Genomic DNA, 25,588 nt, shown 5'->3' on the forward strand with positions numbered 1-25,588 from the left:
GTCGTTGCCCTAAAGCTATCAGAATTAAGACACGCGAATAACTTCGCCGCCTAAACCTTTAAACTTAGCTTCAATATGTTCATAACCACGATCTAAATGGTATATGCGATCCACCGTTGTGGTACCTTCAGCCATTAACCCTGCTATGACCAAGCTTGCTGAAGCGCGTAAATCAGTTGCCATCACTTGCGCACCATTTAATGACTCTATGCCTTCAATAATACAAGTATTACCTTCAAGCGCCAGTTTAGCTCCCATACGGCTTAATTCTGGTACGTGCATAAAGCGATTTTCAAAAATCGTCTCAGTTACTCGTCCAGTACCTTCAGCTAGTGCATTCAGTACACAAAACTGAGCTTGCATATCTGTTGGGAATCCTGGATAAGGAGCGGTTTTAATATTAACAGCCTTTGGACGTTGCCCCTGCATATCAAGCTCTATCCAGTCCTTACCTGTCGTAATAATCGCACCCGCATCTTCAAGTTTTGATATTACCGCTTCAAGAGAGGCAGGATCTGCCGCTTCACAGCGAATATGCCCACGAGTCACGGCGGCGGCGACTAAAAATGAGCCTGTTTCAATGCGATCAGGCATTACACGATACTCACACCCATGAAGACGTTCAACGCCTTCAATCGTTAACGTAGTCGAGCCAATACCACTGATTTTTGCTCCCATTGCGATTAAGCAATGGGCTAAGTCAGACACTTCAGGTTCACGGGCAGCATTTTCAATCACGGTTGTACCGTCAGCTAATGCTGCAGCCATCAGTAAATTTTCAGTGGCGCCAACACTGACCATATCCATAAAGATATGCGCACCTTTAAGACGGCCATCTACACGTGCTTTTATATAGCCTTCTTTTACTTCAATTTTAGCCCCCATTAACTCAAGGCCATGAAGGTGCAGATCAACAGGTCGCGCACCAATGGCGCAGCCACCAGGTAAAGACACATCTGCAGTACCGTAGCGTGCTAGCAATGGACCTAAAATTAAAATAGATGCCCGCATGGTTTTTACCAAATCATATGGCGCACAAAACTCATTTAAGTTGGTAGTAGAAATACGTACTTTACCTTGGCCTAACTCTTCAACATCAGCACCTAAACAACGCAATAGCTTACAGCTGGTGCTAACATCTCGTAAACTTGGGACATTAGTTAAAATAAAGTCAGTTTCGGCCAATACACCTGCCATTAAAATCGGCAAGGCGGCATTTTTAGCACCTGAAATAACAACACTGCCAGTTAAAGGCTGGCTAGCTTTAATGGTTAATTTATCCACTTGGCTCTCTAATTACATATTGAAAAGTTTTTCACGCTTCCACTGGGTCGGCGTGAATGTCTTTATAGTTAACGCGTGCAGCTCGCCATTGGCAATATTTTCTGCTAACGGTCCATATATTGCTTGTTGTTGTTTGACTCGGCTCATGCCATCAAAACATTCACCTACAGCAACAACTTTAAAGTGGCTACCGTCAGATGTAGCATGAACCTCTGTCAGTTCTAATGCTTCGGATAGAATTTGCTCAATAACTTTGCAATCCATGAATTTATACCTTTATTGCGACGTTAATTTAACAATATTAACGTCGTGAATGGTGAACTAAATGCCGATCAAATTAACGAGAATTATCAGCAAAAAAAGTGTGTAAATCGTATAGCTCAATCATTTTTTGCAATTGAGCCGCAGGATGCTGCAATATACGCGAAATAGCCCCTGAAGACATATTTTGCTCTGACATTGCTAATCCTTTTAGTGTAAGCAGCATAGCGACACCTGCACTATCGACATAAGTCAAAGCGGACAAGTCTACCACTTGAGTCGATGCAGTAAACAGTTGATGTCGATTCGGCCACAATTGTATGACCTCATCTTGCGTTAAACGCCCTTGCACTAAGCAAGTATCACCTTGCTGTTCAAACTGAATCACGCCGCTTTATCCTCTTTATCAAGTTTACGGTCAATCTTTTGCTTTGTTTTATCATTCAGCATAGTAATGACCGACTCAATGCCCTGCTGGCGAATTAAGTTTGATATTTCAGATTGTTTTGATGCAAGTAAGCTGACGCCTTCTGCGACTAAATCAAATGCTTTCCATGAGTTATCTTTTAAACGACGTACTTTGAATTGAATTTTAATCGGTGGACGACCTTGTTCAATAATTTGCACGCTAACTTCGACCATTTTGTCTTGGCTAAAGTCTGACGGTGGTTCAAATGCCACAGTTTGATCAGTATATGCAGTTAACGCTTGTGCATAAGTACCGATTAAATAACCTTTAAAAGCTTCGACAAACCGTACTCTTTGATCATCACTGGTTTCACGTAAATACTGTCCCATCACTTTATAAGCGGCGTATTTATAATCCACATAAGGCATAAGTTCGTCAGCCACAATGACTTTTAAATGACTTAAGTCTTGATCAATTATTGCTTTGTCTCTTTTAAAGCGATCAAAGGTCTGATTTGAAACTTGTTCAATTAACTTATATGGATCTTGAGTATTAATCTCTGCCGCCCAGGTTTGAATACTGGTCAACAATATAACAGCGCTAACGATACGCACTAATAATGCTTGCATAAAACCGCTCCTATTTATCTTTTGACGACATGCTATATAACAATTGGCCTATTAAGTCTTCTAAAATCAACGCGCCGCGGGTGTCATCAACTTTGTCACCATCACTAAGCATGTCAATATCATCATCCATAAAGCCTGGGGTTAAACCAATAAACTGCTCACCTAACAAACCTGATGTTAAAATTGACAGGCTACTGGTTTCTGGGAAATGATCATAACGCTTATCCATAGTTAAGGTGACTATAGGGACAAGTTTACGGTCATCTAAAGTAATATTAGCCACTCGGCCAACCACGACGCCACCAACTTTGACTGGCGCTCGAACTTTTAACCCGCCAATATTATTAAACTCAGCAATTAACGAATAATTATTGTTTTGGGTATCAACTTTGACATTGGCTACATTAAAAACCAGTACGCAAAATGCTAACACCCCTGACAATAAAAATAGACCAACAAGTAACTCAATCTTTCGTGTCAACATACGCTTAAACCACTTAAATAGTTAATAAATTAATCTTAATTTCCGAACATTAATGCGGTTAGCAAAAAGTCCAAAGCTAGAACAGCTAAACTGGCCTGCACTACCGTAGAGGTTGTCGCCCGACTAATCCCTTCTGGATTAGGCTTGACTTCATAACCTCGATATAATGCAATCCATGTCACCACAATACCAAATACAGTGCTTTTAATAAGGCAGTTAACAATATCTTGTCGCCACTCAACTGAAGCCTGTAATATCGACCAAAAAGCACCAGTATCAATACCTTTCCATTCCACACCGACTAAGTGACCACCTAAAATACCGACTAAGCTAAACATCATTGCTAACAATGGCATACTGATCACACCGGCCCAAAATCGTGGTGCAATAATCTGCTTTAACGGATCGATAGCCATCATTTCTAAACTTGATAATTGCTCTGTTGACTTCATTAAACCAATTTCAGCAGTTAATGCAGACCCAGCACGCCCAGCAAATAACAGTGCAGTGACAACAGGCCCAAGTTCACGTAATAAGCTTAAAGCGACCATAGGACCTAAGCTGTCTTCGGTACCAAAACCCACTAAAATATTATACGCTTGAAGCGCTAATACCATGCCAATAAATAAGCCCGATACGATAATAATAATCATTGAGCGTACGCCCAATACATAGATCTGTTTGATCAATAAGGGCAAGCCTTTTTTGGGATTTGGCACATGCACTATCGCGCGCCATAACATGACGCCAGCCTTCCCATAGCCACTGACTAAACCAATGGCATAACGACCAATTGCAGCAATCAAATTAATCGGATTCACTCAACAACTCCTGTTGATAATCAACTGCTGGATAATGAAATGGTACAGGGCCATCTGGCGCACCATCAATAAACTGTATTAGCTGTGGATTATCTGATTTTCTCAACTGCTCAGGCGTACCTTCTGCAATGACTTTCTTATCGGCAATCACGTAAACATAATCAGCAATGCCTAAAACCTCTTTGACATCGTGGGACACAACCACAGAGGTGAGTTTTAAGGAATCAGATAATTCCCGAATTAACTTAACTAACATGCCCATTGAAATTGGGTCTTGTCCCGCAAAGGGCTCATCATACAGCACCATTTCAGGCTCTAAAGCGATGGCTCTAGCCAATGCTGCACGACGCTGCATTCCGCCCGACAATTCGCTTGGCATCATATAAGCCGCACCACGCAGTCCAACAGCTTGTAGTTTCATCAATACAATTGAACGAATAATCGTCTCTGGTAAGCCAGAATGTTCACGTAATGCAAAAGCCACGTTATCGAACACATTCATGTCTGTGAACAAAGCGCCACTTTGGAATAACATACTCATACGTTTACGAACTTGGTATAGCTCAGTACGGGATAATTGATGCATATTTAGACCATCAAACAGTACTTCACCAGAATCTGGGATTAACTGAGCACCAATTAATTTAAGTAAGGTGGTTTTACCAATACCACTGGGCCCCATAATAGCGGTCACTTTCCCTTTGGGGATCGTTAAAGAAATATCATCATAAATGACTTTCTCACCCCGACTAAAACCAAGGTGTTTAATTTCTACAAGCGGATTTTGCAACACGATTGATGTCTCAGACATAATATTTGAAGAGATAGCTGCCATCCTGGCGCGTAAATGAGGGTTAAATTTTACGTGAATGTTGCTCACCTAACAACCTCATCTCAATAAAAATACCCTAACCTTAAATGAAATTAATCTTTATCAAAGGTTAATCGACTGATTGATTCGGTTATTTATAGTTATTGTTCCTTTCAATTTGATTCATTTACAGAGAAAATACCCATGTTCAAATAAAATAAAGGGATGACATGTTAGTTAATATTTTGATGCTTTGCGTTGGATTAGCCGTACTGGTAATTAGTGCTGATAAATTTGTGTATGGCGCATCTGCATTTGCCCGTAACCTTGGCTTACCCCCCATGTTAATTGGGCTTACTATTGTTGCTATGGGTAGCTCTGCACCTGAAATGTTTGTTGCTGCGACCGCATCAATGGAGGGCATGAACGATACCGCTATAGGTAACGTCCTTGGCTCAAATATTGCCAATATCACCCTTATATTAGGTATTACAGCCTTACTAGGCGCTATCAGCGTTAGCTCTAAGACTCTAAAACGTGAAGTACCACTCATGCTTGCTGCAACTGTATTGGCGGGATATTTGATCCATGATGGTTTTCTAACTCGCATTGAAGGAATGATTTTAGTGGTGGCTTTCTTGCTTGTTATGGGCGGATTTATTTATCAGGCCTTAAGTAATAAAGAAACTGACGCACTTGATGATCAAATCGACGGTGAGATCCCTAAAGATGTCCCTACCTTTCATGCTATCATGTGGATTGTTGTCGGCATTGTTTTTTTACCATTATCAGCTGGTTGGATGGTCGACGGTGCAGTAGGTATTGCAAAAATTTACGGTTTGTCTGATTTAGTGATTGGACTGACCATTATTGCTGTTGGCACCAGTTTGCCTGAACTAGCAGCATGTATTGCCGGAGTGTTAAAAAAAGAGCACGATTTAGCCATTGGCAATATTGTCGGGTCGAATTTATTTAATATTCTTGCGGTTCTAGCTATTCCGGGGCTAATCTCACCAGGTGAGCTTGATGCCACTGCTGTGAATAGAGATTTTTACATGGTTCTGGGTACTAGTGCCGCATTAGCAGTATTAGTGTTATCCAGCGGTGCCAAGCGACAACTTATGCGTTGGCATGGCGTTTTATTACTATTAACCTTTGTTGCGTACCAATACGTTGTTTTCAACGCTTCTTAATGGAGCGCAAAGGACTTTACTAAGAGAAACAGATATGGCAAACCAAACTCAATTTCGTCAATGGGGCCGTAAAGTCATTGATATTGAAAAAGCGGCACTAGAGCATCTCTACCAATTTGTAGATTCAGATGCTTTCGGGCAGGCATGTGAATTAATCATGCAATGCACAGGTAAAGTTATCGTAATGGGTATGGGAAAGTCTGGCCATATTGGTAATAAGATTTCAGCGACCTTTGCCAGTACTGGCACACCGGCATTCTTTGTTCATCCTGGAGAAGCTAGCCATGGCGACCTTGGCGCATTAGCTAAAAATGACATTATTTTAGCGATTTCGAACTCAGGCGAGTCTAGTGAAATTTTAACATTAATGCCTGTTATTCAACGTATGGGCGTGCCTGTCATTGCTATTACTGGCAAGCCTGAATCTAATATGGCGAAGCTGGCAAAATTGCATCTGTGTATTGAAGTGCCTGAAGAAGCTTGCCCACTTGGTTTAGCGCCAACATCAAGCACGACAGTAACATTAGTCATGGGTGATGCCTTAGCGGTCGCACTATTACAAGCAAAAGGATTTACCCGTGATGATTTTGCCCTCTCACATCCAGGGGGCTCTTTAGGCCGTAAATTATTACTCAAGGTGAATGAAGTTATGCACCAAGGCAAAGATCTCCCCTTGGTAAAGCAAGATATTTGCATCACTGAAGCCTTATATGAAATATCGAATAAAGGCTTAGGCATGACAGCGGTGGTTGATGATAATAATGTCTTAGTCGGTATTTTTACCGATGGTGATTTACGCCAGGTTATCGATGCAGAAGTCAATCTTCGCACCACACCAATTTCACAGGTTATGACCAAAAATTGTGTCACCAGCCCAGCCAACATCTTGGCAGCTCAAGCATTACAAATAATGGATGAAAAAAACATCAACGGTTTGATTGTGGTAAATAACGCACATCAACCCATAGGCGCATTAAATATGCTCGATATGGTTAAAGCAGGGGTAATATAAGTATGACAATGAATACGCAAACTCATCTAGGTTTTTATGGCCCAATTAGCGATGATACTTGGCAACGCGCCCAAAAAATAAAACTGCTTATTTGCGACGTTGATGGGGTTTTTTCTGACGGCCGTATTTACCTTAATAATAGCGGCGAAGAGTCAAAAGCATTCCACACACGAGACGGGTACGGTGTTCGTTCAATATTAACCAGTGGCATTAATGTTGCCGTTATTACCGGACGAAAATCTAAAATTGTCGAAAATCGCATGACAGCCTTAGGCATCAAAGATATCCATCAAGGGATCGATGATAAATTGACTCCCTACGAGGCATTAATCAAAAAATATAACGTCACCGCAGAACAAGTAGCTTACATTGGCGATGACATGGTAGATTTGCCTGTTATGAAAGTAGTAGGACTGGCTGTCAGCGTTGCCGATGGACATCCATACGTTAAACAACACTGCCATATGATAACCACAATTAAAGGTGGCCATGGTGCGTTAAGAGAGCTAACTGACTTGTTGCTTTTAAGCCAAAATAAATTTGAAAGTGCCCATGGTATGAGTATATGAATCGAACCACACTGGCTATTTGCGCATTTTTTGGCTTAGCCTTGATATTGTATTGGCAAGTACAAGTCAAACGAAATCAAATGGCATTAATCAAAGATCCTAGAGTTGAGCGACCTGATTTTGTGGCCGATGATCTTCGCACTACAGAATTCAACAAATTGGGACTCGTTGACAGCAAAGTCAGCGCCCAACATATGGAACATTTTACCAGCACAAACACCACTTTATTTACCGCGCCAGTACTGCTTCTTTATCCTGAAAATGGTAAGGCGCAATGGCAAATAACGGCTAAAAATGCAACGTTAGATCAGCATTCAAATGAAGTCAGCTTATATAACGATGTAGTAATCGATGCCATTGATATTGAAGAGCCGTTACAATCACTTGAAACTCAGCAAGTCACCTTTAATTTAAACACTATGATAGGGCGTTCTGAAGAGTCAGTTACCATTAAAGGTAATGGTTTTATTATTCAAGGCTTAGGGCTATTTGCCGATCTCAATGCAGAACAAATTACCTTACTCAGTCAAGTAGAAGGGACATATGAACCACATTAAGTTTTTAACCACATTGCTCGGTAGAAGCAGTGTTATTTGCACTTTAGCTATTAGTGTTTTGGCTGGCAACGCCGTGGCCAAAGAAGGCGACTTAAAGCAAGAGCTTAAAATTGCTGCCGTGAGCCAACGAGCTGATGTTAAAAATAACCAAATCATTTTTAACGGACCAGTAAAAATCACCCAAGGCTCGATCAATATCGAAGCCGATGAGCTGCGGGCATTTTCTGCTGAAAACGGCCAAACTAAAACGCTAATTGCCACCGGCAACCCTGCTACGTTCTCACAAGAGCTTGATGATGGCCGCATAGGTACAGCCAGTGCCAATGAAATTCGTTATGACTTAGCAACGACCGGACTCTTGCTAACCGGAAACGCTAAGCTAGATCAAGCAGGCAGTAAAGTGACAGGAAACGTAATCCGTTACAATATCAATGCCCAAGAGCTTATCGCGGAGAGTACCGGTAAAGGTGAAGATCGTGTGATTACCATTATTCAGCCGGAAAACTTCCAAAATGATGCATCACCCGCACAAAAACTACCTGAAATTCCGTTAAAAAAGCAAGGTAACCAATGACCCAAATTACCTTAACAGCTGAGAATTTAGCTAAAAGCTATAAAAATCGTCAAGTGGTTAAAAGTGTCAGTTTAACCGTAAAAACTGGCCAGATTGTTGGGCTACTAGGTCCCAATGGCGCAGGTAAAACCACGACGTTTTATATGGTTGTTGGCTTAGTCAAAAGTGACCATGGCCGCATTTTAATCGATGACGATGACTTAACCGCTGATCCAATGCATTTACGGGCGCGAAAAGGTATTGGCTACTTACCCCAAGAAGCCAGTATTTTTAGAAAACTCACCGTGCACGATAATATTATGGCTGTCTTGCAAACCCGTAAATCGATGACTCCAGACGAGCGGATCCAGGAACTTGAACATCTTTTAGAAGAATTTCATATCACCCATATTCGCGATAGTTTAGGTATGTCACTATCTGGCGGCGAAAGACGACGGGTAGAAATTGCCCGCGCTTTAGCAGCCAACCCTAAATTTATACTATTAGATGAGCCCTTTGCTGGTGTTGACCCTATTTCAGTGATTGATATTAAAAAAATTATTCTGCAACTCAAACACCGTGGTCTAGGGGTATTAATTACCGACCATAACGTCCGTGAAACACTTGATGTGTGCGAGCGTGCATATATCGTTAGTCAGGGTAATTTAATTGCCGAAGGAACTCCTACTGAAGTACTAAACAATCAACAAGTTCGGGCTGTATACTTAGGGGAACAATTCAAGCTATAGTGAATCTAAAGAGGCTCTGAAACACTTGCTTAACATTGTATTCTGGTGGCTGAGCTATCTGATGATAGAGTTAATCGCTCATATGTAACTAAAGTCAGAGCATTTGTTAAAAAATTTGCGACTCTCACTCACTTTAACCAGTGAGACGCCGAATTATTCTAGGGATCAGCAGTAATGAAAGCTTCACTCCAACTTAAAATGGGTCAGCACCTCACTATGACCCCACAACTGCAACAAGCGATTCGTTTGTTGCAGTTATCGTCTTTGGAGTTACAGCAAGAAATTCAACAAGCATTAGATTCCAACCCTTTGCTTGAAATGGAAGATGAATTTTCAGTACTTAGCGATAAAAATGAAAACTCAAAAGACCTGTCAGACACTGACTTCAACGAAGTCAGTGTCCCTGTTGTCGAAAAAGACACTTCAAATATCGATACCGCAGAGTCAATGACTAAAGAGCAAATGTCTGACGATCTGCCAATGGATACCACTTGGGATGAAGTGTACAGCGCCTCCCCAATGGCAAGCCCAGGTTCGGGGTCAGGCAGCATGCCAAATGATGACATGCCTTTCCAGGGTGAAACATCTGAAGGCTTGTATGAACATCTAGAATGGCAAAAAAATCTGACTCCCTTTTCTGAAACAGACTTAGCTATCGCAACTGCGATTATTGATGCTATTGATGACACTGGCTATCTCACCCAAAGTACCGAAGACATTTTAGAGGCCATGGGCGATGACTCTGTCGAACTAGACGAAGTAGAAGCTGTGCTAAAGCGCATACAACATTTTGATCCACTTGGTGTTGCCTCACGCAGCTTAAGTGAATGCTTGTTGATTCAACTTGTTCAGTTTGCACCAAACACACCACATATTGATAATGCCAGAATGTTAATCAAAGATTATTTAGATTTGATTGCTGGGCGTGATTTTCGCACCTTAATGCGTAAAACAAAGCTAAAAGAAGATGAGCTGCGCGAAGCAATTGAATTAATACAATCTTTAAATCCACGTCCTGGCACCATGATCACTCCACCAGATGATGAATATGTTATCCCAGATGTGTCAGTAACCAAAAAGAATGGCCGTTGGGTAGTTGAGTTGAACCCTGACAACATGCCAAAAATAGGCATCAATCAACAATATGCTGCCATGGCAAAAAGCAGCAAAAGCTCAACAGACACTCAATTTATTCGAGGCCACTTACAAGAAGCCAAATGGTTCATCAAAAGCTTAGAAAGCCGTAGCGATACCTTGCTTAAAGTATCAAATTGTATTGTGCAATTTCAGCAAGGTTTTTTTGAATACGGCGCAGAAGCCATGAAACCTATGGTGTTGAATGACATAGCTGAAGCTGTCGAAATGCATGAATCAACTATCTCGCGTGTCACCACACAAAAGTATATGCATACACCACGCGGACTATTCGAACTTAAGTATTTTTTTTCTAGCCATGTAAGCACCGACGATGGCGGAGAGTGCTCATCGACAGCAATTAGAGCCTTTATTAAAAAGCTGGTTGCAGCTGAAAACCAGAAAAAGCCATTAAGTGACAGTAAAATGGCTGATCTTCTGGCTGAACAAGGGATTAATGTTGCACGTCGCACTATCGCAAAATATCGCGAAGCGATGATGATCCCTCCCTCAAACCAACGTAAGAGCTTATAATCTACCTAGGCAATTGGAGGATAAATATGCACATCACCTTAGCGGGTCACCATATTGAAATTACTGAATCACTGAGAGAATATGTTACAAATAAGTTTACAAAACTTGAACGACATTTCGATCAGATCAATAATGTCCAAGTAGTATTGAATGTCGAAAAGCAGTTACAGAAAGCTGAAGCAAAAGTCAGCCTAAATGGCACTGAAGTATTTGCCACTGCTGAACATGCTGACATGTATCACGCCATAGACGCCCTGATTGACAAGCTCGATCGTCAGGTCATTAAACATAAAGAGAAATTAACTAAACATTAATGATGGAACTTAGTACCATCCTGCAGCCGGAATGCACCTCCTGTGCCACACCGGGCAGTAAGAAAAAGGTACTGGAACTTATCAGCGATTTAGTCGCTGCCCAGTACCCATCCCTCTCCTCACAAGAGATTTTTGAAAGCCTAGTGGCTAGAGAAAAAATGGGTAGCACAGGAATCGGCTCTGGCATTGCAATTCCGCATGGACGACTCACGACCATCGAGCGCCCTATCGCCGTTTTTGTAAAGTGCGAAGAGGCTATTTCATTTGATGCTATAGACAAACAACCTGTGGATCTCTTATTTGCACTTTTAGTACCCGCTGATCAATGCCAACAGCATCTGAGTACTTTATCCTTAATGGCAGAAAAATTGTCAGATAAACATATCCTTAAACAGTTACGTAAAGCGAGTAACGCAACCGAACTTTACCAGGTCATCACAACATGAAATTAGTTATTGTATCCGGTCGTTCAGGCTCGGGTAAATCTGTCGCACTAAGAGTACTAGAAGACCTAGGCTACTATTGTGTTGATAACTTACCATTACCTTTGATTGGACGGCTCTTAGAGCAGCTTAGAAACACCAATGAACTGGTGGCGATTAGTGTTGATGTTAGAAATATAGAAGAGCAAGGTAAAGTATTAAAGCAGCAGCTTGCGTGGTTATCTAACGATACTGAAATTATTAGCTTTTTTTACAAGCAAGTGATGAAGCCCTGTTAAAACGATACAGTGAAACCCGAAGACTGCACCCTTTATCGAAAAAGAATATGTCCTTACAGGATGCTATTCAATTTGAAGGTGAATTACTCGCGCCTATTTCTGAATATGTAGATCATTTTATCGACACCTCAAAGTTGAATATTTATCAACTGAGTGATCAAGTACGCGAAATTCTAATGGGCAGTGTTGATAAAGAGCTGGTCATCAACTTTGAATCATTTGGTTTTAAATATGGTATGCCCGCTGAAGCCGACTTTATGTTCGACGTACGTTTTTTACCTAACCCACATTGGGAAATAGAATTACGTCCCTTTACTGGATTAGATAAGCCAGTGCAAGAATTTCTTGGGCAGCAACCTTTGGTAAACAAGTTCATTTGGCAAATAGAAAACCTATTTGAAACATGGATGCCTCACTTAGAGCGCAACAACCGTAGCTACTTAACCATAGCTATTGGCTGCACCGGTGGTCAGCATCGCTCAGTTTATATAGCAGATCAACTTGCTAAACGATTTTCAAATAGTAAAAAGCATGTTGTTCAAGCAAGGCATAGAGAGCTTACAAATAAGCATAAATAATGGCGATTGTGTTACTTGTCGGAGCTTAATTAAATGAGTATTTTACAGCGTCAAGTCATCATATCAAACAAGCTTGGATTACACGCTCGAGCAGCCACCAAACTGGCCATTCTTGCTAATGCATTTAATGCCAATGTTACCTTAATCCAAGGTGAAAAAAGGGCCTGTGCAGCCAGTGTATTAGGCTTATTAATGTTGGAAAGTGGCATAGGTAAAACTATAGATATCACAGCAGAAGGCCCAGATGCACAATCTGCACTTGATGCTATATGCAATTTAATTAATGACAAATTTGAAGAAGGCTGTTGATCCAAATTTCTTTTCTTGTCATTGAGTCCAATTTTCAACATAAATTAATATAAACTTTGTTTAAAACTTGCCTCCCACAATTAGTGCAATTGCACCAATATCTTGCATCCCCCCTACAATCACCATACAAACAAAAAACATAACCGCCTGAAAATAAACAAAAATTAAAATATAAAATAGTTGGTATGTTCTTTTCATATAGAAACCTACACTCATAAAGTGGTATTTAATTTAATGCTAACGAAACTTGTCGGAGAGAAAATTATGCGAAATACACAATTAACCTTAAATACGATTAATATTATTTTTGAACATACTCTTAAATTAGTTAGCGCAATTTTTACTAAGGTTCAGCAGCACTATACATTCTTTACCAATGTTGGTTTTAGTCAGTGGGAAGTGGAACAAAGATAAATATCTAGATTAACCAAGTGGACTTTGACTATGAAAAAATATCTAAGCAACCGTTATCCTGACACACTGATCAGTGAAGTGATAAACCAGATCACTCATCATAATCGCTTGTTATCAGTAGTCGCCAAAGAATATGGCGTGTCATCTCGAGTGGTTTACCAATGGGTAAAACTAACCACTGAACCTGTTGAGATTAAAAAAGATTTACTCACAGAACAAATAGCGTCTTTACAACGGCAAATACAAAACTTGAATAAACAATTGCAAATGATTGCATAAACCAGTTTCGGCAAGGGTGTTTGGATATATTCAATTATTCCCCAGTAATGGGATATATCAATGCAAACAACAACCACACATAATAATATGGCGCTAGAAGCCTAAAAGTGACGCACTTACCCCCTTGCCACTTTATCTACTCCAATGCCTAGGCTAAACACCATTTAGTCTCCCTCAATAATGAATTGTATTGCTACGGTTAACACCCGTACTAAAGCAATAAACATGAGTCAAATCTGAACTTAAACTACTACTTTCTGCTAACTCTTATTAAGATTGTCAGTTTTTTGTTAAACAATTTAGCGCACATACATCTTAGCAACTACACTTACCATTATTAACTAAAATCAATTACGTATGAACTTTCAACTCCCAGTATTTATAATGCTTGTGGCACTATTATTGGCCTGCCAGCCAAATTCAACGGTTAATTCACAAAAAAATACCGCTAGTGTCATCAAAATAGCAGTATCAAACACGCCTTTATCAACACCTTTATTTGTTGCACAAGAAAAGGGTTTTTTTAAGCAGCATGGTTTACATGTTGAATTAATCAAACATGAAGGGGGAGTAAAATGTTTTGAAGCACTTATCGCTCAACAGGTAGATTTTGCCACCTCATCAGAAACAGTAGTGATGTTTAATAGCTTCTATCGGAGTGATTTTTCTATTTTGGCCAGTTTTGTTGAGTCAGATAATGACGTTAAATTAATCAGCTTATCGGCGAAGAAGTACCATAACCTAGCGAATCTGAAAAATACAAAAGTAGGCATAATAAAAGGGAGCGCGAGTGAATTCTTTTTTGATAGCTTGCTGATGCTTCATCACCAGCAAGACTTACCAATAGAAAGGGTTTATTTATCACCTAAAGAACTGATACCCGCGCTAGAAAGCGGTGAAGTAGATGCCATTTCAGCTTGGGAGCCATTTGGGTATCAAATATTACAAAAGACTAACAGTGCTAACCAGGTTATGAGCACTAAAGGACTTTATGATCTGTCATTTAATCTGCTTGGGTTAAAAGAAAATCAAGTCAGTCTTAAAAAACGTCAAAGTTTACTTAAAGCGCTCAATGATGCAATTGACTTTATTAGCGAAAACCCTGCGGAATCACAGCTTATTGCCAGTCAAACATTAGACATAGATTTGCAAGAACTGCGTTATCTATGGAAGGATTATTCTTTTCGAGTATCATTAAGTAATGCTTTAGTGTCAAACATGCAGTCGCAAGCCCAATGGGCAATTGACAACAGACTAGCCCTTGAAAATAATCGCATTGATATCAGGATGATTATTGATAAACAGTTATTTGAATCCGCAATCAGTCAGCATCAGGATGAGCATTAATGACACTTGCAACACGATTAAAATTGACCGCTATTTTGTGTGCATTGTTAACGCTTGCGGTCGGTGAAGCTTCATTTCGAGCACACAACTACCAGCAGAAGATCTATCAACAACTTAACCATTCTATGCAAATTCAGCTCAGTATTGACAGCCTTCGCAGCCAATTATGGCTTTATGAAGAGTACGCTGATCAACTCAGTTTAACTGAATTAAATGCTAGACAAGCAAGCTTGGCATTTGAACTATCACAAAATATGCAGTGGAATGCTCAGCAGCAGCAAGTATTAGATAACCTCAACCGGCTGAACACCAATATTAGAGTACTGTTTAATACACAGCAAAACTCCAAAAATGGCGTAACTCCCACACAAAGAACCTCAAATTCAGTGCGGTTACTTAAAGTAAAATACAGCATGAATATTGAAAGAATGACTGAGGATATGTTTCGTCTGCACCAACTGACCATTTCACAAGCAAAGCAAACCCAGCAATCTTTATTAATATCTATTTCAATGGTCGTGTTACTGCTTTCTACCATAGCAACCCTTTGGTCATCTATTACTCTGATTAGGTTTAAACGTGGTATGAAAGCACTTAATAACGGTATGAAAAAACTAGCTTCTGGTGACTTAGAGAGTCGTATTACTTATACAATTAAGGATGAGTTTTTCGAAATGATCTACAACTTCAACCATATGAAGTCCTCACTACAAAAAATCACCGTAAAAAAAGATCAACTAAAGTTAGAAGTCGCTAGGCAAACAGAAAAGTTAACCGCTCAACAGGTAAAGCTAACCTATCTGGCTGAACATGATGAACTCACATCGATTTACAATCGCAGGGCGTTCATCAAACAAATTGATATTGCTATTGATAGGGGCATACGAAGGAGTGAGAAAGCGGCTTTATTGTTTATCGACCTCGATAGATTTAAAGAGATTAATGACACTTTAGGCCACCAAATAGGAGATGAGGTATTAATTACCATTGCACAACGGCTCACATCCCATTTACGTAGTAGCGACTTTGTCGGCAGGCTGGGTGGCGATGAATTCGTTGTCTGGTTGGATTATATTGATGATCTAGATGATATTATTGCCAAAGTTAATCAAATTAACATGCTGATAGAGCAACCGATAATAGTCAATGGTGAAACACTTTGTGTAGGGGCCAGTATTGGCATAAGCCAATTCCCATTACATGGCAATAGTAGCGGTAGCCTTATCACAGCGGCTGATACGGCAATGTATTTTGCAAAACAAGATGTTAATAACCATTACTGTTTATTTCAAACGATAAATGAAACCCGTTCGTTATAGGTCATAAACAAGCCATTCCACTCATGCCTTTTGCGCTTTTTATCTCTTTATTCTACTTTGACATAGCTCTCTGTTGACCAATCATAAGCATACTTGATGCCTTGCCATTCATATAAGGTTTTCCCCTCTAGCTGAATCACTCTAGCATTGTCAGGTAAGGTTTTTATTCCATGGTCATACTGTATAGAGGTTGTTGTTCTTTCTGGCGGAGCAACCACAACAGGGTCGACTCTGACTTCACGGCGAGGATAATTATTATATCGGTTATCGCCATAAGAAGAGCGCCAACCATTATTCCAAGGGTTTTGGTAACCCCAATTATTACCCCATCGATAACCAGAATTCCAGCCAATGCCGACAGTTGGCCCCCAGTGATTATTCCAACCTGCGCCCCAACGCCAAGGGTGTTGGTAACCATATTGATTATTTTGCCAATAGGTTTGTCGATGATTTGGTTGATAATGCTGCCGATGACTCTGCTGATAACCTTGACTGACGCTATGTTGCTGACCAATAGATGCTTCTGTATCTTGGTTGAATAGATCAAACCTTAACGGCTCTTGTGCTAAAACTAGATGACTACCACTCATAAAAATCGCAAATAACAACGTCTTTATAATATTGATTTTCATAATTATTCACCTTTACATTTCGCTAAATACACAAATAGCTTTGCCAATGTCAAACCACTCAACATCAGTTTACACCTAAGCCTATTAATCACACATAGATAACGTATATATAGCACACCGATAGGGATCAAATGGCTTAACCTCAAATTATAAAAATGCTATAGTGCGCGCCACATCGAATTGCATATATAGGCGGTAGGTATGAGTTTCAAGGATTTACGCAGCTTCATTAATCATCTTGAAGCCAATGGTGAGCTCAAACGCATTAGTCATCCAGTTGACCCTCACCTTGAAATGACTGAAATCGCCGATAGAGTATTGCGCTCAGGTGGCCCAGCCTTGTTGTTTGAAAATCCAGTTAACAATTCTATGCCTGTTTTAGTCAATTTATTTGGCACACCTAAACGTGTTGCTATGGCCTTAGGTAAAGAAGATCCGCTCGCGCTTCGAGAAGTTGGCGAATTATTAGCATTTTTAAAAGAACCTGAACCACCAAGCGGCTTCAAAGACGCTATTTCAAAAATCCCAATGTTTAAACAAGCGTTAAACATGCCGCCTAAAACAGTGCGTAATCCCCCTTGCCAAGAAGTGGTTAAAACCGGTGACGAAGTTGATTTAACCTCTCTACCTATACAACATTGTTGGCCAGGCGATGTCGCCCCTTTAGTCTCCTGGGGATTAACAATTACCAAAGGTCCACGTCAAAAACGGCAAAATCTAGGTATTTATCGTCAACAGCTTTTAGGTAAAAACAAACTCATTATGCGTTGGTTAGACCATCGTGGTGGTGCATTAGATTTTAAAGATTTTAAAGAGAAACACCCAGGTGAGAACTATCCAGTAGTGGTTGCGCTAGGAAGCGATCCAGTGACTATTTTAGCCGCGGTAACACCAATACCAGACTCTATGAGCGAATATGCTTTTGCAGGGCTGTTACGTGGCGAACGTACCGAAGTCTGTAAAGCAATCAGTTGTGATTTAGAAGTGCCCGCTACCAGCGAAATCATCCTAGAAGGCTATATTGCCCCCAATGAAGTGGCTGAAGAAGGCCCTTATGGTGATCATACAGGTTATTACAATGAAACCGATGCATTCCCAGTCTTTACGGTAACCCATATTACTCACCGTAAAGATGCTATTTATCACAGCACCTATACTGGCCGACCACCTGATGAGCCCGCCATGTTAGGCGTAGCACTCAATGAAGTATTTGTGCCCATATTACGTAAACAATATCCTGAAATAATTGACTTTTATTTGCCGCCAGAAGGCTGCTCTTATCGCATGGCAATTATCTCTATTCGTAAACAATACCCAGGTCACGCAAAGCGAGTCATGATGGGCGCATGGTCATTCCTACGTCAGTTCATGTACACCAAGTTTATTGTGGTAGTCGATGACGATGTAAACTGCCGTGACTGGCAAGATGTTATTTGGGCAATCACCACTCGTATGGACCCTACGCGTGATACAGTGATGATAGATAATACTCCTATCGATTACTTAGATTTCGCTTCTCCAGTGGCTGGTTTAGGCTCAAAAATGGGCTTAGATGCCACCAATAAATGGCCTGGTGAAACCAATCGAGAATGGGGAACCCCCATTGTGATGGATGAGGCTGTAAAAGAGAAAGTTGATCAAATGTGGGATCAACTGGGTATTGATGGCCAAGCTACGTTATAGGGTATGTAAGCTTTTCAAGGTACATTTTAACCATGAAAAAGTAACATCTCAGTAAAGCGTGAGTTAAGAGTGACTAAGCGCTATAATTTAGCAAATGATAAACCACCTTCAAGAGAAAGGGCCTAAAGGACGTTAGATGAAAACCATTCGTTGTCAGATTAAAAAAATCACCCCGTTTAATGACGCTGTGTTCCAGGTCGTGCTTAAACCTGATACCGCTTTTGATTTTAAAGCGGGCCAGTACCTCAGTGTTGTTATGGGTGAAAAAGACAAACGTCCTTTTTCTATTGCATCTGCGCCTAATGCTGACGAAATTGAATTACATATCGGTGCAGCAGTTAGCGAAAGCTACCCAATGCAAGTAGTAGAACGTTTAAAAAACTCTACACATATTGATATTGAAGCCCCAGCTGGTGATGCCTATTTTCGTCAAGAGAGTACCCGTCCGCGTGTGTTAATTGCTGGCGGCACAGGTTTTTCATATATAAAAAGTATTATTGAGCACCAAATTGCTATCGGCGAAAAAGTGCATACCCAGTTTTATTGGGGATGTCGCACCGAAGATGCTATGTATTATCAAGATATAGCACGTCAATGGCACCAAGCCCATGACTGGTTAGAGTTTATACCTGTTATTGAACAGGCCAATGCGGACTGGACTGGTAAACAAGCCAATTTACTCGAACAAATTAAGCAGGACTTTATCAGCCTTAATGGTTATGACGTCTATATTGCTGGACGCTTCGATATGGTCGGTGCTGCACGTGAAATATTTCGAGCCCAAGGTATTGAAGAAGCCCATCTTTATGGTGATGCTTTTGCATTCATAAAGTAGTTATCTCTACCGTTAAATCTATTTAAAAACCGACTGACTAAGTCGGTTTTTTTGTATTGATAATTGTAACTTAATGTCTCTTTTACAAGATCTAACGTGAAAGTTATCTCTTCATCATTTAATATTAGCGATAACTAACAATTAAAGCCTACGCCTTGCGTACGTAAAATTATGGATGTACCTGATGCGAAATAAGCCCATTATCAATAAGGAAGTTGAACTAAGAACGGGCGATGAGTTGGTTTCAATAACCGATACTCGCGGTATTGTTACCTATGCAAACGCCACTTTCATTCGAATATCGGGTTTTAGTGAAAATGAGCTTGTTAACCATAACCATAATCTCGTGCGTCATCCCGACATGCCTGCAGAAGCATTTAAAGAACTCTGGAGCAAATTGAAAGCGGGTGAGTCTTGGCGTGGTATCGTTAAAAACCGTTGTAAGGACGGCAGTTATTATTGGGTTGATGCTTTTGTATCCCCTCTATTCGAAAATGGTAAAGTCATTGGTTATCAATCTGTTCGAATAAAAGCAAAACCTGAATATATTGCTAGGGCCACTAGCTTATATGCCAAAATCAAACAGGGTAAAAAGCTTTCTTCACCCATGAGTTTTAGCCATAAAAAAATGGCCGCGGCTATCATACTCATAGTAACGGTTATCGCGATGGCTGTTGTTATTAATACTGGCACCGCACTATTCACCCTTGCATTATCCATTTTAATGGCCAGTCTTTTTAAAGAGGAACTGTTTACTATTCCCGCAAAAATACAGCAATTACAACAACAATATGATTCTGTTAGTCGATTAGTCTTTTGTGGTAATAGCAACAGCACAGTATTAGATTTTCAGCTGATCCTTAATCAAGCAAAAATGCAGGGTGTATTAGGACGTGCACAAGATCAAGGCAATAATCTTGATCAAATAGCCAATGAACTGGTTGCTTCATCTAAGCAAGCAAATCGAAGTATTGAGCAACAACAGCATCAGATTAGTCATATTGCTACCGCGATAGAAGAAATGAACGCCACAGTGTCAGATATGGCACAACACGCCTTATCCACATCACATCATGCCGAACAAGCCCAGATAGTATGTGTAGATAATCGTCAAACAATGCAACACAATAAAAAACAAATTGAACTGCTTAGCCAGTCGGTGAGCGAGGCGGCTGAAAACTCGCATTTATTGACCAAAGAAGCGGAAAAAGTGTCTAATGCAATGCTTGAGATTAATGGCATTGCTGAGCAAACTAATTTACTGGCGCTCAATGCCGCCATTGAAGCCGCCAGAGCCGGTGAGCAAGGTCGAGGTTTTGCGGTTGTTGCAGATGAAGTTCGCGCATTATCTAGCCGAACGCAGCTTTCTACCAATACTATCTCTAAAAGTATTCAGTCAATGCATACCATGCTACATGACTGGTCTGTTCAAATGCAAAACAGTAAGCAACAAGCCGAAGTTTGTGCAAATGAAATGGGTCAAGTGACTGAAAAATTTGATCAAGTATATCAACGCATGAGTGAAATAAATCAGTTTACCCAGCAAAGTGCGGTGGCAACAGAGCAACAAAAAAATGTAACCGTTGAAATGACCCATAATATTCATCAAATAAGTCAGCTTAGCCAAAGTAATGTTGATAATTTAAATGTGATAGGATCGGCGGCAATCAACATTCAGCATCATGCTGAAAAGGCCAAAGGCTTACGTAATACATTTGGGTAACGTTATTAAACCTAACACAGTTACTTTATCACCCAATAAATAAACAGTTCATTACTAATTTATAAGGCTCCACATGCAATTAAGTCAGTTAACTCAGCCCATTTTTGATCACCTTTACCATGATATTTTTGAATTTCGCAGCACATTTGACCTTCCGGTTGCCGACGAATCAAGTTTAGACAGTAAAGCAGATACCCTTCACACCTCGCTTATTATTGAAGAGTTAACTGAGCTAGCTGAGGCAGACTGTAAAGTTGAGCAGGCTGATGCCATTGTCGACTCTGTATATGTGTTAATGGGGCGTTTAGTGCACTTAGGTGCGGCTCAGGTAAGTGATCGTTTAGAAATTAGCTATCTGATTGATCTATTGTTAAATGTGGCTAAAAACCGTCAAATAGATTTTATTAAATGCTGGGATGAAGTGCACTCAAGTAATATGAGTAAAGTGTGTCGCAACCAGCAAGAACTTGATGAAACGATTGCCCATTATGCCAAACAAGGCGTAGAGATTGTGGGCAGTCAAAAAGGTGATTTTTTAATTGCTAAGTGCGCTAAAGATGTCGAAATGGCAGGAAAAACAGTTCGCCAAGGCAAGGTACTTAAATCAGTTTATTATCGCCCTGCCGATTTAACCTTGTTAGTGCAAGGCTAAAGTCCATCTAAAGTGCCTGCAAAAATACTCGTAATGAATATGGCAACATAGCCAACTAAAATGCGCTTACCTTATTAACGGTAAGCGCATTTTTTGTATTTAATTTACAAAGATAATCGCGTTTACCCTGCCCACCTAAATTTAAACTCAGTTAAATTTTTATAGACGTAAAAGATGACTCCATGTGCAGATTATCCAGCGAGACGCCGCAAGCACGTCCATGTGGGCTTAACCAAAACGTCCTGTTTTGGATACTCGCTGGCTCATCTGCACCCGAATTTTTGTCTCTTCGATTTAGCTTCATTGATGGCTGTGGGGAAGTGCTCTACCAAACAAGATAACAGCTGAGCTGTTAATTTATTTCTTATAAAGTTTACCCGGCCCCACTAAATCCCGGACTCTATTTGTCATTGTCTGACTTCTTAAATCTTTTAGAATCAAAAAATAACGGCTGATTGTTTCTGATTTCAATTTGTTGAGCAAGCCTATTTTTTTTAATGTCACTTACTTTTAGGGTAAACATAATATCGCTTACAGTGTAAATGGTAATAATTAACTCAAGCGTTACAAGTAGGCCGTAAAATAGCAAAAAGGAGCCGATAAACTCACCCTCTATTAATTCTGGTGCAAATGCTTTATTTATCCCAGAGAGAAGCAATATGAATATATAAACAACAAGAGGGTCTCTTGTTAGCGAGTTACTTTACTTTGTAAATTTCTACACTGCCAACTTTCTTACCTTCTGCACTACCACCGTGATGGTGATAAGTTCTGCGGAAGAAAAACTCTACGTCTGTATTTTTTGAAATTAACACAAAATCAATTTTTGCACGTTTTAGAGTAGAAATGGCAGTTTTAATTGCTTTATTTGGACAATCAAAAGTTTGATCATCTTTTTGAAGGTTTCCGCTTTGTCTCAATATTCTAACTAGATATTTTCCATTGTGTTGTAGAGTTGAAACTTCTTCGAGTTTATCTAGATACACAACACTATCATCATTGGGATCATCAAGTTGTTTCTCTCTACTTGATGATACTGCAAATGTAATCAATATCATGATTACACCAGCGATTATTGTGAGTGCTACTTCCACTTAATGTGCTCCATACTAAACTAATTCGCTAACGCCTGGCTCACCGAGAAAATTTTTGATGGCGGTTTTTGTACGTGTTTTTGAACAAAAGGTGACAGCGGAAATTTGTCCGATGCAGCCGTTTGTTAGCGCTGCACGATATAAGCATGATCTGACGGAACAACCAATGCAACACGCCCATCTTTCCCCTCAACCTCAATTACAATGTTCTTTCCGAAGCCATTAAACAAAATTGAAGTTTTTTCAAATTTCGAATAGTCACTTCCGAAGTTACTTTGCAGACCTTTTACTCCAAATTCAGCCGCATACTTAACATACGGCTCTTTCACATGCACAACAGCGGCATCTGCTCTGACATTCGCGAGACGCATTGCCCCGTCCAAAAGCTTTCCTGATACGCCGCCTATCAATAATGGTACAACCAAGATCACCCCAAGCAAGAAAGGTTGAAAGTCAACCAATCGCTTTAGGCGTTTCGATTCCTCATCCGTAAAATTGTCACTGCGTTCTAGCAAATCGATTTCACGTGAATTCTGTTGATAAGTGCTCCACAGTAATGCACATCCCCAAACACACAACACCAAGGTTGAAAGAACCTTAATATCAGAAAAGCTAAAACCCCAGATAAAAAACAACCCAAATATTGCGAAAATGAATAATTCAAAACCACCCTTTTCTATAGTAAAAGGTGTGTAGCTAGCTGTTCTTCCGGAAACTCTTTCGTATCCTTTTAGTAATAGCAAAAATAGCTTTTGAAGCCCGTGCCACACTGGCCTCAGCGATAAACCAAGGCTTGTCAAACACACAACGAAAAACAGATAGACACCACCGAATGCAATAGCCAACAATATAAATAGCAAGCCATCACCAACCGACACATCCTGTGGGAAATAACCGATTTTCCAACAATAAAAGAGCAATACTGTTCCACCAACTACGACTCCAAGCTTAAAGGCAAGAGAAAAAAGTTTGTCTATCAAATCAAGTTTTTTGTCTAAATTGCTAATTTTTTCCACGACCTTTCCTTTGGGCGCTAACGTTTTAGTATTTATGCGTTGCGCTGTTGGCAAGGCATAAATCGCTTGTTGGACTTGGCCGATGCCACATCCAAATTAACCGGTATAATTTATGCTATAGGAATTTGCTTTTTAACGGTAGTGGTATTTTGTAAACCTTTCGGCTAATTGTTTGTTCTGATTACACCTTTTAAGGTGGCTATCACGTAATGGGGCAAAACCAAGTCAGTGTTTTGAAATAATCTTTTGTGACTCTCTCTTTAAAACTCGTTCATTCAGTAAATACTGAAAAGGTTCATTATGGTGATTTACGAGCCGACCATCCGACCCAGGGATGGGTTGGTTGAGCTACAAGGACGTACTTGCGCGTGTCGGTGAGTAAATATCATGCTGAACCTACATAGATAAACTTCACGATACATTCTTTGCTATGAGCGAAGCTTCATGTTCGTAGTGGCCGTAGGCTGTACACCTAATCTAACCTTGAGGCAGAAACGCTTTAAAACATCCCTCTTTTGAACAAAATAATGCGAGAAATGATCAGACTTTAATATAAACCCGCATTTAGCCTCGTATAGCGTATTACTCACAGGTCATTGCTGTTCTGCTAGCTTCAATCGCTGTAATCACATCTTGTGGCTTATCAACACTTAAATGAATGATTCTCATCGGCTCGGGTAACTGCCCCATGCCTCCGTGGTAAATTACCGGCTTAGATAAACTGAGGGTTAAATTAGCCTGTCCACGTCCAATTGAGAGGGTCTCGTTATCATCTTTACTATCAGCCTTTGCTTCTTGATTAAGCATGCAGGTAATATCAACCATATCAATCACCATAAAACCCCATAAGGCATTATTGATAACAAGCTTATTACGTAACATATATATTGAGTAGTAACGCGATACTCTGTGGTTAGCCACTATCGACATCAAGGTATAACCAATGAAAGACGATACTATAATGGCAACTAATTGGCTCCACGAGTGCAAAAACATATAGCTGGCACTCAAGGCCGCAAGGCATCCCAGTATCATTAACCCTAAGTGCCACCTTGAAGCACTAATAAGCTTGATATGAGCAATTGCAGGCTTTTGATTACGTGAAAACCAAGGGATAGCATAAAGCCAGTTGGTGGCTTCACTGGCCAGAATAAGCGCAATGGTTAAGCTTTTATCATCACCTTCTCGGTAGGTTTCAACAGCACCAACTCTAGGGTCGCCTTTAAGCTTTCTCACCTTCAACAACCCACGAATCACGCTTACCACAAGATACAGCTCAATCACCAACAAAACGGCAATAATAGGATAACGTAACCACATAACAAACTCGAAATAATGACTCAACTCTGCGGGGTAACTCAATCTTGCGACTAAGCTACTTAAGCTGAGCACCATGATGATTTTCCACAGCTTTTGTTGACCCACTTTGATGATGCAGTACCAATACGCCGCAGGCAGTAGGATAAAATAGGCGGCAGAAATAATGCTAAGCAAGTATTTCTCATTGTCTGTACTCAAGGCGTCGGGCGTAATATTAACCCCAACCACAAAGCAAATTAATGCCAATAGCAGAAACAGTAACCGAAATTTTACTTGTGATCGCATCAAACAATCCTTGTTAATTTAATAGCTTAATTAACCTGAGCATACAGTTTAACAAAAAACTAACAAA

At 40.3% G+C, this 25,588-nt stretch carries 30 protein-coding genes and 1 pseudogene; 19 read left to right on the plus strand and 12 right to left on the minus strand.

The features are described 5' to 3' along the window. Positions 1-24: 24 nt before the first annotated feature. The 7 genes from murA to mlaF form a co-directional block, all read right to left on the minus strand. On the minus strand, positions 25-1,284 hold the full coding sequence (murA, locus tag L0B17_RS17765; protein ID WP_235086620.1) for a UDP-N-acetylglucosamine 1-carboxyvinyltransferase: 1,260 nt from the start codon (positions 1,282-1,284) through the stop codon (positions 25-27). 12 nt (positions 1,285-1,296) lie between these two features. Beyond that, a complete protein-coding gene (locus L0B17_RS17770) occupies positions 1,297-1,548 on the minus strand; it encodes a BolA family protein (protein WP_235086621.1) in 252 nt (83 codons plus the stop codon). Positions 1,549-1,621: 73 nt separating this feature from the next. Beyond that, a complete protein-coding gene (locus tag L0B17_RS17775) occupies positions 1,622-1,933 on the minus strand; it encodes an STAS domain-containing protein (RefSeq protein ID WP_235086623.1) in 312 nt (103 codons plus the stop codon). Next, positions 1,930-2,583, minus strand: a complete 654-nt coding sequence (locus L0B17_RS17780; protein ID WP_235086624.1) for an MlaC/ttg2D family ABC transporter substrate-binding protein — start codon at positions 2,581-2,583, stop codon at positions 1,930-1,932. The genes L0B17_RS17775 and L0B17_RS17780 overlap by 4 nt, the downstream gene beginning before the upstream one ends. 10 nt (positions 2,584-2,593) lie before the next feature. Beyond that, a complete protein-coding gene (mlaD, locus tag L0B17_RS17785; protein ID WP_235086626.1) occupies positions 2,594-3,067 on the minus strand; it encodes an outer membrane lipid asymmetry maintenance protein MlaD in 474 nt (157 codons plus the stop codon). A 35-nt stretch (positions 3,068-3,102) separates the two neighbouring features. Beyond that, positions 3,103-3,888 (minus strand): lipid asymmetry maintenance ABC transporter permease subunit MlaE, encoded by a 786-nt coding sequence (gene mlaE / locus L0B17_RS17790; protein WP_235086627.1) that lies wholly within the window; start codon positions 3,886-3,888, stop codon positions 3,103-3,105. Then, positions 3,875-4,699, minus strand: a complete 825-nt coding sequence (mlaF, locus tag L0B17_RS17795; protein WP_235089924.1) for a phospholipid ABC transporter ATP-binding protein MlaF — start codon at positions 4,697-4,699, stop codon at positions 3,875-3,877. Before mlaF ends, mlaE begins: the two co-directional genes overlap by 14 nt. A 230-nt stretch (positions 4,700-4,929) precedes the next feature. Here mlaF and L0B17_RS17800 point away from each other — a divergent pair, with 230 nt between their 5' ends. From L0B17_RS17800 to L0B17_RS17850, 11 genes and pseudogenes are all read left to right on the plus strand, one after another. Next, positions 4,930-5,892: a calcium/sodium antiporter gene (locus L0B17_RS17800; protein WP_235086629.1), complete on the plus strand. Its 963-nt coding sequence runs from the start codon at positions 4,930-4,932 to the stop codon at positions 5,890-5,892. A gap of 34 nt (positions 5,893-5,926) precedes the next feature. Continuing rightward, positions 5,927-6,904: a KpsF/GutQ family sugar-phosphate isomerase gene (locus L0B17_RS17805; RefSeq protein WP_235086631.1), complete on the plus strand. Its 978-nt coding sequence runs from the start codon at positions 5,927-5,929 to the stop codon at positions 6,902-6,904. A gap of 8 nt (positions 6,905-6,912) precedes the next feature. Next, positions 6,913-7,473, plus strand: coding sequence for a 3-deoxy-manno-octulosonate-8-phosphatase KdsC (gene kdsC, locus L0B17_RS17810; protein ID WP_235089925.1), 561 nt, complete (start codon positions 6,913-6,915; stop codon positions 7,471-7,473). Next, entirely contained in the window at positions 7,470-8,030 is a 561-nt protein-coding gene (gene lptC / locus L0B17_RS17815) for an LPS export ABC transporter periplasmic protein LptC (protein ID WP_235086632.1), read from the plus strand. Before kdsC ends, lptC begins: the two co-directional genes overlap by 4 nt. Continuing rightward, complete coding sequence (gene lptA / locus L0B17_RS17820) at positions 8,017-8,604, plus strand: lipopolysaccharide transport periplasmic protein LptA (protein WP_235086634.1); 588 nt, start codon at positions 8,017-8,019, stop codon at positions 8,602-8,604. The genes lptC and lptA overlap by 14 nt, the downstream gene beginning before the upstream one ends. Then, the gene (lptB, locus tag L0B17_RS17825) at positions 8,601-9,332 is read left to right on the plus strand and encodes an LPS export ABC transporter ATP-binding protein (RefSeq protein WP_235086635.1); all 732 of its coding nucleotides are present in this window, start codon (positions 8,601-8,603) and stop codon (positions 9,330-9,332) included. The genes lptA and lptB overlap by 4 nt, the downstream gene beginning before the upstream one ends. 174 nt (positions 9,333-9,506) lie before the next feature. Next, complete coding sequence (locus L0B17_RS17830; protein ID WP_235086637.1) at positions 9,507-11,000, plus strand: RNA polymerase factor sigma-54; 1,494 nt, start codon at positions 9,507-9,509, stop codon at positions 10,998-11,000. A gap of 26 nt (positions 11,001-11,026) precedes the next feature. Then, positions 11,027-11,314 (plus strand): ribosome hibernation-promoting factor, HPF/YfiA family, encoded by a 288-nt coding sequence (hpf, locus tag L0B17_RS17835; RefSeq protein WP_235086639.1) that lies wholly within the window; start codon positions 11,027-11,029, stop codon positions 11,312-11,314. 2 nt (positions 11,315-11,316) lie between these two features. Next, a complete protein-coding gene (gene ptsN, locus L0B17_RS17840) occupies positions 11,317-11,760 on the plus strand; it encodes a PTS IIA-like nitrogen regulatory protein PtsN (protein WP_235089926.1) in 444 nt (147 codons plus the stop codon). Next, positions 11,757-12,613: pseudogene (gene rapZ, locus L0B17_RS17845) on the plus strand (RNase adapter RapZ). The gene ptsN and the pseudogene rapZ overlap by 4 nt, the downstream one beginning before the upstream one ends. A gap of 33 nt (positions 12,614-12,646) precedes the next feature. Next, positions 12,647-12,922 (plus strand): HPr family phosphocarrier protein, encoded by a 276-nt coding sequence (locus L0B17_RS17850; protein WP_235086641.1) that lies wholly within the window; start codon positions 12,647-12,649, stop codon positions 12,920-12,922. Positions 12,923-12,982: 60 nt separating this feature from the next. Here the strand turns inward: L0B17_RS17850 and L0B17_RS17855 are convergent, their stop codons facing one another. After that, a complete protein-coding gene (locus L0B17_RS17855; protein ID WP_235086642.1) occupies positions 12,983-13,120 on the minus strand; it encodes a hypothetical protein in 138 nt (45 codons plus the stop codon). Between the two features lie 66 nt (positions 13,121-13,186). Here L0B17_RS17855 and L0B17_RS17860 point away from each other — a divergent pair, with 66 nt between their 5' ends. The 4 genes from L0B17_RS17860 to L0B17_RS17875 all read left to right on the plus strand — a co-directional run bounded on the left by L0B17_RS17860 (position 13,187) and on the right by L0B17_RS17875 (position 16,281). Continuing rightward, positions 13,187-13,336 (plus strand): hypothetical protein, encoded by a 150-nt coding sequence (locus L0B17_RS17860; RefSeq protein ID WP_235086644.1) that lies wholly within the window; start codon positions 13,187-13,189, stop codon positions 13,334-13,336. 30 nt (positions 13,337-13,366) lie between these two features. Beyond that, complete coding sequence (locus tag L0B17_RS17865) at positions 13,367-13,615, plus strand: transposase (RefSeq protein WP_235086646.1); 249 nt, start codon at positions 13,367-13,369, stop codon at positions 13,613-13,615. A gap of 357 nt (positions 13,616-13,972) precedes the next feature. Further along, a complete protein-coding gene (locus tag L0B17_RS17870; RefSeq protein ID WP_235086647.1) occupies positions 13,973-14,962 on the plus strand; it encodes an ABC transporter substrate-binding protein in 990 nt (329 codons plus the stop codon). Continuing rightward, positions 14,962-16,281 (plus strand): GGDEF domain-containing protein, encoded by a 1,320-nt coding sequence (locus L0B17_RS17875; RefSeq protein ID WP_235086649.1) that lies wholly within the window; start codon positions 14,962-14,964, stop codon positions 16,279-16,281. The genes L0B17_RS17870 and L0B17_RS17875 overlap by 1 nt, the downstream gene beginning before the upstream one ends. A 47-nt stretch (positions 16,282-16,328) precedes the next feature. Here the strand turns inward: L0B17_RS17875 and L0B17_RS17880 are convergent, their stop codons facing one another. Beyond that, positions 16,329-16,913 (minus strand): hypothetical protein, encoded by a 585-nt coding sequence (locus L0B17_RS17880; RefSeq protein WP_235086651.1) that lies wholly within the window; start codon positions 16,911-16,913, stop codon positions 16,329-16,331. Between the two features lie 201 nt (positions 16,914-17,114). Between L0B17_RS17880 and ubiD the strand changes: the two genes are divergently transcribed. The 4 genes from ubiD (at position 17,115) to L0B17_RS17900 (ending at position 21,806) form a co-directional block, all read left to right on the plus strand. Next, a complete protein-coding gene (ubiD, locus tag L0B17_RS17885) occupies positions 17,115-18,596 on the plus strand; it encodes a 4-hydroxy-3-polyprenylbenzoate decarboxylase (protein WP_235086652.1) in 1,482 nt (493 codons plus the stop codon). A 136-nt stretch (positions 18,597-18,732) separates the two neighbouring features. After that, positions 18,733-19,431: an NAD(P)H-flavin reductase gene (gene fre, locus L0B17_RS17890; protein WP_235086654.1), complete on the plus strand. Its 699-nt coding sequence runs from the start codon at positions 18,733-18,735 to the stop codon at positions 19,429-19,431. A 184-nt stretch (positions 19,432-19,615) separates the two neighbouring features. Continuing rightward, the gene (locus L0B17_RS17895; RefSeq protein ID WP_235086656.1) at positions 19,616-21,154 is read left to right on the plus strand and encodes a methyl-accepting chemotaxis protein; all 1,539 of its coding nucleotides are present in this window, start codon (positions 19,616-19,618) and stop codon (positions 21,152-21,154) included. Positions 21,155-21,227: 73 nt separating this feature from the next. After that, positions 21,228-21,806 carry a nucleoside triphosphate pyrophosphohydrolase family protein gene (locus L0B17_RS17900; protein WP_235086658.1) on the plus strand — a complete coding sequence of 193 codons (579 nt, stop codon included), beginning with the start codon at positions 21,228-21,230 and terminating at the stop codon, positions 21,804-21,806. Between the two features lie 698 nt (positions 21,807-22,504). Here L0B17_RS17900 and L0B17_RS17905 read toward each other — a convergent pair. The 3 genes from L0B17_RS17905 to L0B17_RS17915 form a co-directional block, all read right to left on the minus strand. Continuing rightward, positions 22,505-22,900 carry a hypothetical protein gene (locus tag L0B17_RS17905; protein ID WP_235086660.1) on the minus strand — a complete coding sequence of 132 codons (396 nt, stop codon included), beginning with the start codon at positions 22,898-22,900 and terminating at the stop codon, positions 22,505-22,507. Positions 22,901-23,025: 125 nt separating this feature from the next. After that, positions 23,026-23,916, minus strand: coding sequence for a hypothetical protein (locus L0B17_RS17910; RefSeq protein ID WP_235086662.1), 891 nt, complete (start codon positions 23,914-23,916; stop codon positions 23,026-23,028). A gap of 582 nt (positions 23,917-24,498) precedes the next feature. After that, entirely contained in the window at positions 24,499-25,521 is a 1,023-nt protein-coding gene (locus tag L0B17_RS17915; protein WP_235086663.1) for a hypothetical protein, read from the minus strand. Positions 25,522-25,588: the final 67 nt, after the last annotated feature.

Origin of the sequence: Shewanella sp. OMA3-2 (assembly GCF_021513195.1) — a bacterium.
Taxonomy (GTDB): Bacteria; Pseudomonadota; Gammaproteobacteria; order Enterobacterales; family Shewanellaceae; genus Shewanella.